This is a genomic window from Candidatus Schekmanbacteria bacterium, assembly GCA_003695725.1.
GTDB lineage: Bacteria > Schekmanbacteria > GWA2-38-11 > GWA2-38-11 > J061 > J061.
On the sequence record RFHX01000187.1, the window covers coordinates 1 to 4,247 of the forward strand.

4 protein-coding genes are annotated in these 4,247 nt (G+C 36.3%); 2 read left to right on the top strand and 2 right to left on the bottom strand.

Annotated features, from left to right (window positions below):
* Positions 1-794 (top strand): sensor domain-containing diguanylate cyclase (locus D6734_07430; protein ID RMF94545.1); only part of this gene is annotated, 794 nt, incomplete at its 5' end.
* A gap of 7 nt (positions 795-801) precedes the next feature.
* Here D6734_07430 and recN read toward each other — a convergent pair.
* Both recN and D6734_07440 read right to left on the bottom strand, forming a co-directional pair.
* Entirely contained in the window at positions 802-2,472 is a 1,671-nt protein-coding gene (gene recN, locus D6734_07435) for a DNA repair protein RecN (protein RMF94546.1), read from the bottom strand.
* A gap of 3 nt (positions 2,473-2,475) precedes the next feature.
* A complete protein-coding gene (locus D6734_07440) occupies positions 2,476-3,372 on the bottom strand; it encodes an NAD(+) kinase (GenBank protein RMF94547.1) in 897 nt (298 codons plus the stop codon).
* 219 nt (positions 3,373-3,591) lie between these two features.
* Between D6734_07440 and argS the strand changes: the two genes are divergently transcribed.
* On the top strand, positions 3,592-4,247 hold a 656-nt coding region (argS, locus tag D6734_07445), incomplete at its 3' end, for an arginine--tRNA ligase (GenBank protein RMF94548.1).

Sequence of the window (4,247 nt, forward strand, 5' to 3'; positions counted from 1 at the left end):
AATCGGGTAGAGGGGTCGGTGTCCTGGATCCTCACGGGGACCTTGTAGATAATATTCTTAAACATATAAATGATAAAGGTGAAAGCTTGTGTCTTTCAAAGTGTCCCTTGAGTATGACTATTGAAGATGGGAAGAGTAGAGAAGCTGAGGTTTATCTTCATCATAAAAAAGGATACCGAGTGCCTGTGTCAGTAAAAATTTCTCCTTTCTATGATGAAAAAGGAAATATCGAGGGCGCCATAGAGATTTTTGGTGATAATTCTGCAGAGATCAACTTAAAGGAAAAAATAAGGGAGCTTGAAGAATTATCTTTGAATGACCCTTTGACAGGAATTGGGAATCGGAGGTATCTGGACATAAACCTTCAGATGAGGATTGAAGAATTTCATCGCTATGGCTGGAATTTTGGAATTATTATGAGTGATATAGATGATTTCAAAAGAATCAATGACAACTATGGCCATGATACGGGAGATGAAGTGCTCAAAAGAGTAGCCAAAACTTATTTAAACTGTCTCAGGCCCTTTGATGCAGTAGGAAGAATTGGCGGTGATGAGTTTCTTTCAATAATAAAGCATATAGATAAGGAAAGGCTTTATGCTATTTCAAAAAGATTTATTTCACTGATTAGAGAAACTGCTATACCTTTGAATTCGAAAAGCATTAATATCAGTGTTTCGGTGGGAGCAACAATGTCAGAGATAGATGATACTCCCCAGTCAATTCTTAAAAGGGCAGATGACCTTCTATATGAAAGCAAAAAGAACGGTAAAAACAGAATAACAATTGAATAGATATTTTTTAATTTCCTGCCTTCAACATCTCTTCTGCATGCTTCTTTGAGACTTCTGAGGTTGAATCACTTCCAAACATTCTCGCAAGCTCTTCAATGCGTTCTTTTTTGGTTAGTTTCTTGATATTTGTTAATGTTCTGTTTCCTTCAATGGTTTTTGAAATAAGATAGTGGCACGATGCAAATTTTGCTATCTGGGGAAAATGTGTAATACATAAAACTTCTCTATCCTTTGAAATATCTTTCAGTTTTTTACCAACCTTTTCTGCTGTTTGTCCCCCAATTCCGGCGTCTATTTCGTCAAAAACTACAACCGGCATTTCGTAAAATTTTGAAGTTATTGCTTTGAGTGAAAGCATAAACCTTGAAAGCTCGCCGCCAGAGGCAATGTTTGAAAGCGGTTTTAAATCTTCTCCCGGATTAGGTGATATAAGGAATGTGACTTTGTCCATTCCGCTTTGCGAAATAAATTCAGGGCTTGTGGAAAAAGATATTTTGAATTTTACTTTTTCCATATTCAAAAATGAAAGCTCTCTTTGAATTTCTTTTTCAAGCTTTATCGCTTTTTCTTTTCTTTTCATTGAAAGCTCATTGCATTTTGTGTGAAGTTTTTTTTCTAAAAAATCAATTTCTTTATCTATTTTTTCAAGTTCTTTAGAGTCTAAGTCTATTGATTGAAGCTCTCTTTCTTTTTTTTCTCGTATTTTGATCAACTCTTCTATACTACAATGATATTTCCGCTTCAATTCCTGAATTGTGAAGAGTCTCTCTTCAATTTCATTTAAGCGGGATTCATCGAAAGAGAGCTTTTCTGAATATTTTTCGATTTCTCTACATATGTCGTCAATTTCACCAACTAATAAATCGAGCCGCGAAGAATAATCTTGCAGTTTTTCATCAAATTTTGACTGCTTCCGAATAATTGAAGCGCATTCTCCGAGAACCGTATATGCTGAAGTTTCAGATTCATATAGTGCTTTCAGCGATTGTGAAAGCGCTTCAAGTATAGAAAGGGAGTTTTTCAAAATTGTCCGTTCCTTTTCAAGCTCTTCTTCTTCTCCTTCTTTTAAATCTGCTTTAGTAAGTTCGTCTACTTGGAACTGAAGCAGTTCTTTTTTATCTCTCATTTCTTCTATTTTTGCTTTCAAACTCTTTGATTTTTCTTTCAATTCGGAAAGTGATTTAAAAAGTTCTTTAACTTCGTCACGGTATTTGAAGAGATTGCCGAAGGAGTCGATAATTTCGAGCTGAAAGGATTCTTTCAATATTTGTTGATGTGAATGCTGTCCATGTATGTCCACAAGCAAATCTCCTGCCTTGTTGAGAACAGAGAGAGTGCAGCGCTGATTATTGATGTAAACCGAATTTTTACCTTTTCTATTGTAAATTCTTTTAAAAAATAAAGTGGAATCAGTTTCGCAGTCGATTCCTTTTTCCGAGAGATATGAAAAAAGGGGATGTCCTGCCTCAAGCTCAAAAACAGCTTCTACTTCTGTTTCTTCTGCACCTGTCCTTATTAAATCTGTTGAGGCGCGCCCTCCAAGGGCGAAGGTAAGGGCATCAACTATTATGGATTTTCCTGCTCCTGTTTCGCCTGTAAAGACATTGAGCCCTTTTTCAAAAGAGACTTTCAGGTTTTCTATAATTGCAAAATTTTTAATGGAAAGTTCTGACAACATATTTTAATGGTTTTTTTCAGAGTTGCCCCATCCCAATTTTGTGCGCAGTGTTTCAAAGTAGTTTCTTTCCCTGCTCTGTATAATCCTTATTGGCTTTTCAGATTTTTTGATTTCAACTACATCTTTTGAGCGCAATGTAAAACCTACCTGCCCGTCCAGTGTCAAAAGAACATCTTCTGTTTTTGTTTCCAAAGTTACTTCAATTATGCTTGAACCTGGAATGACGATAGGGCGATTGCCGAGGGTATGAGGGCAAATTGGTGAAATAGTTATAACATCAAGATTCGGATAAACTATCGGTCCCCCTGCGGCAAGAGAATAAGCCGTTGAGCCCGTTGGTGTTGATACAATTAGACCATCGGCTCTATAACGGGTAACAAATTTGTTGTCGATGAAAGTTGACATTGTGATAATTCGTGCAAGAGCACCATTGTTTATTACTACATCGTTAAGTGCGTTGTATTCTGCAATTCTTTCACCCTGCCTGTGCACATGGGTGCGCAAAACCATTCTATTGTCAATTTCAAAGTTGCCTTTAAAAACATCATCAATGACTTTATACATATTGGTTAGTGTTGTTTCTGTCAAAAAACCCAAACTTCCTAGATTTATGCCAAGAATGGGAATGTCTGTTTTAACCAGTAGGCGAGCTACACTCAAAAAAGTACCGTCTCCTCCTAATACTATTACTAAATCGCAGTTTGAGGGAATATCGGATTTTCTAGTATGTTTGCCGTCGTAATCGTCTAAGAGCGCTTTTGTATCTTCATCGAGAATTGCCGTTTTGCCTCTCTCTTTAAGCCATGCAATTAAATTGCTTATGACTTCAGAGGCTTTTTCTTTGAGAGGTTTAGATACAATTCCTATAGTTTTAAAATCTGGTTTATTTAGCACATTCATATTATTAACATAAACCCTAAACCTTTTAAAAATTCAACTAAAATCATATGCAAATTTAAAGAATCGAATAAAAGCCAATGAATTAAATGAATTATTGATTTTTTTTGAAATCCAAGTAATTACACATTCCTCAATTGTTGAAATAATATTTTTCTGCTGATATGCTTTCAACAGTTTTTTACTTGTTTATTCTACAGCTATTTGAAATGGAGATTAGCTTTGAAAAGAAGGATTGAAAAAAGTTTGAAAGAAGCCCTCAATAAGGTAGTGAAAGATGCGTCAATCGATAAAATGCCGCCTATTGTAATAGAGAGGCCAAAGAATGAACAGCATGGGGATTTTGCAACCAATGCTGCAATGGCGCTTGCCGGAATATTAAAAAGGAAGCCCCGTGATATAGCAGAAGAGATAATTGGCTCTTTTGAAAACAGCCTTGTTGATAAGGTTGAAATTGCAGGTCCTGGCTTCATAAATTTCTTCCTCAAAGATTATGCATGGCAAAGTGTAATCGCTGATGTTGTAGAAAAGGGCACAGATTTCGGAAGCTCTGATATTGGCAAAGGAAAAAGTTGTAATCTTGAATTCGTCAGTGCTAATCCAACGGGGCCATTGCATATAGGACATGGAAGAGGTGCTGCAGTGGGGGATGTCCTTGCCAATGTTTTGAGATTTGCCGGCTATGATGTATGCAGGGAGTATTATATAAATGATTTTGGCAATCAAATTGAAAAGCTTGGACAATCTCTGCAAGCCCGTTATTATGAAGCCATTGGAAGAGATATTTCATTTCCTGAAGGAGGTTATCCGGGAGAGTATCTCAAAGAAATAGCAAATGAACTTGTACAAAAATTTGGCGATTCTCTATCAAATAAGGA

What these genes read in the sequence shown, in the direction of transcription:
- recN (RMF94546.1), bottom strand. Translation starts at nt 2,472, where the DNA reads ATGTTGTCAGAACTTTCCATTAAAAATTTTGCAATTATAGAAAACCTG.
- D6734_07440 (RMF94547.1), bottom strand. Translation starts at nt 3,372, where the DNA reads ATGAATGTGCTAAATAAACCAGATTTTAAAACTATAGGAATTGTATCT.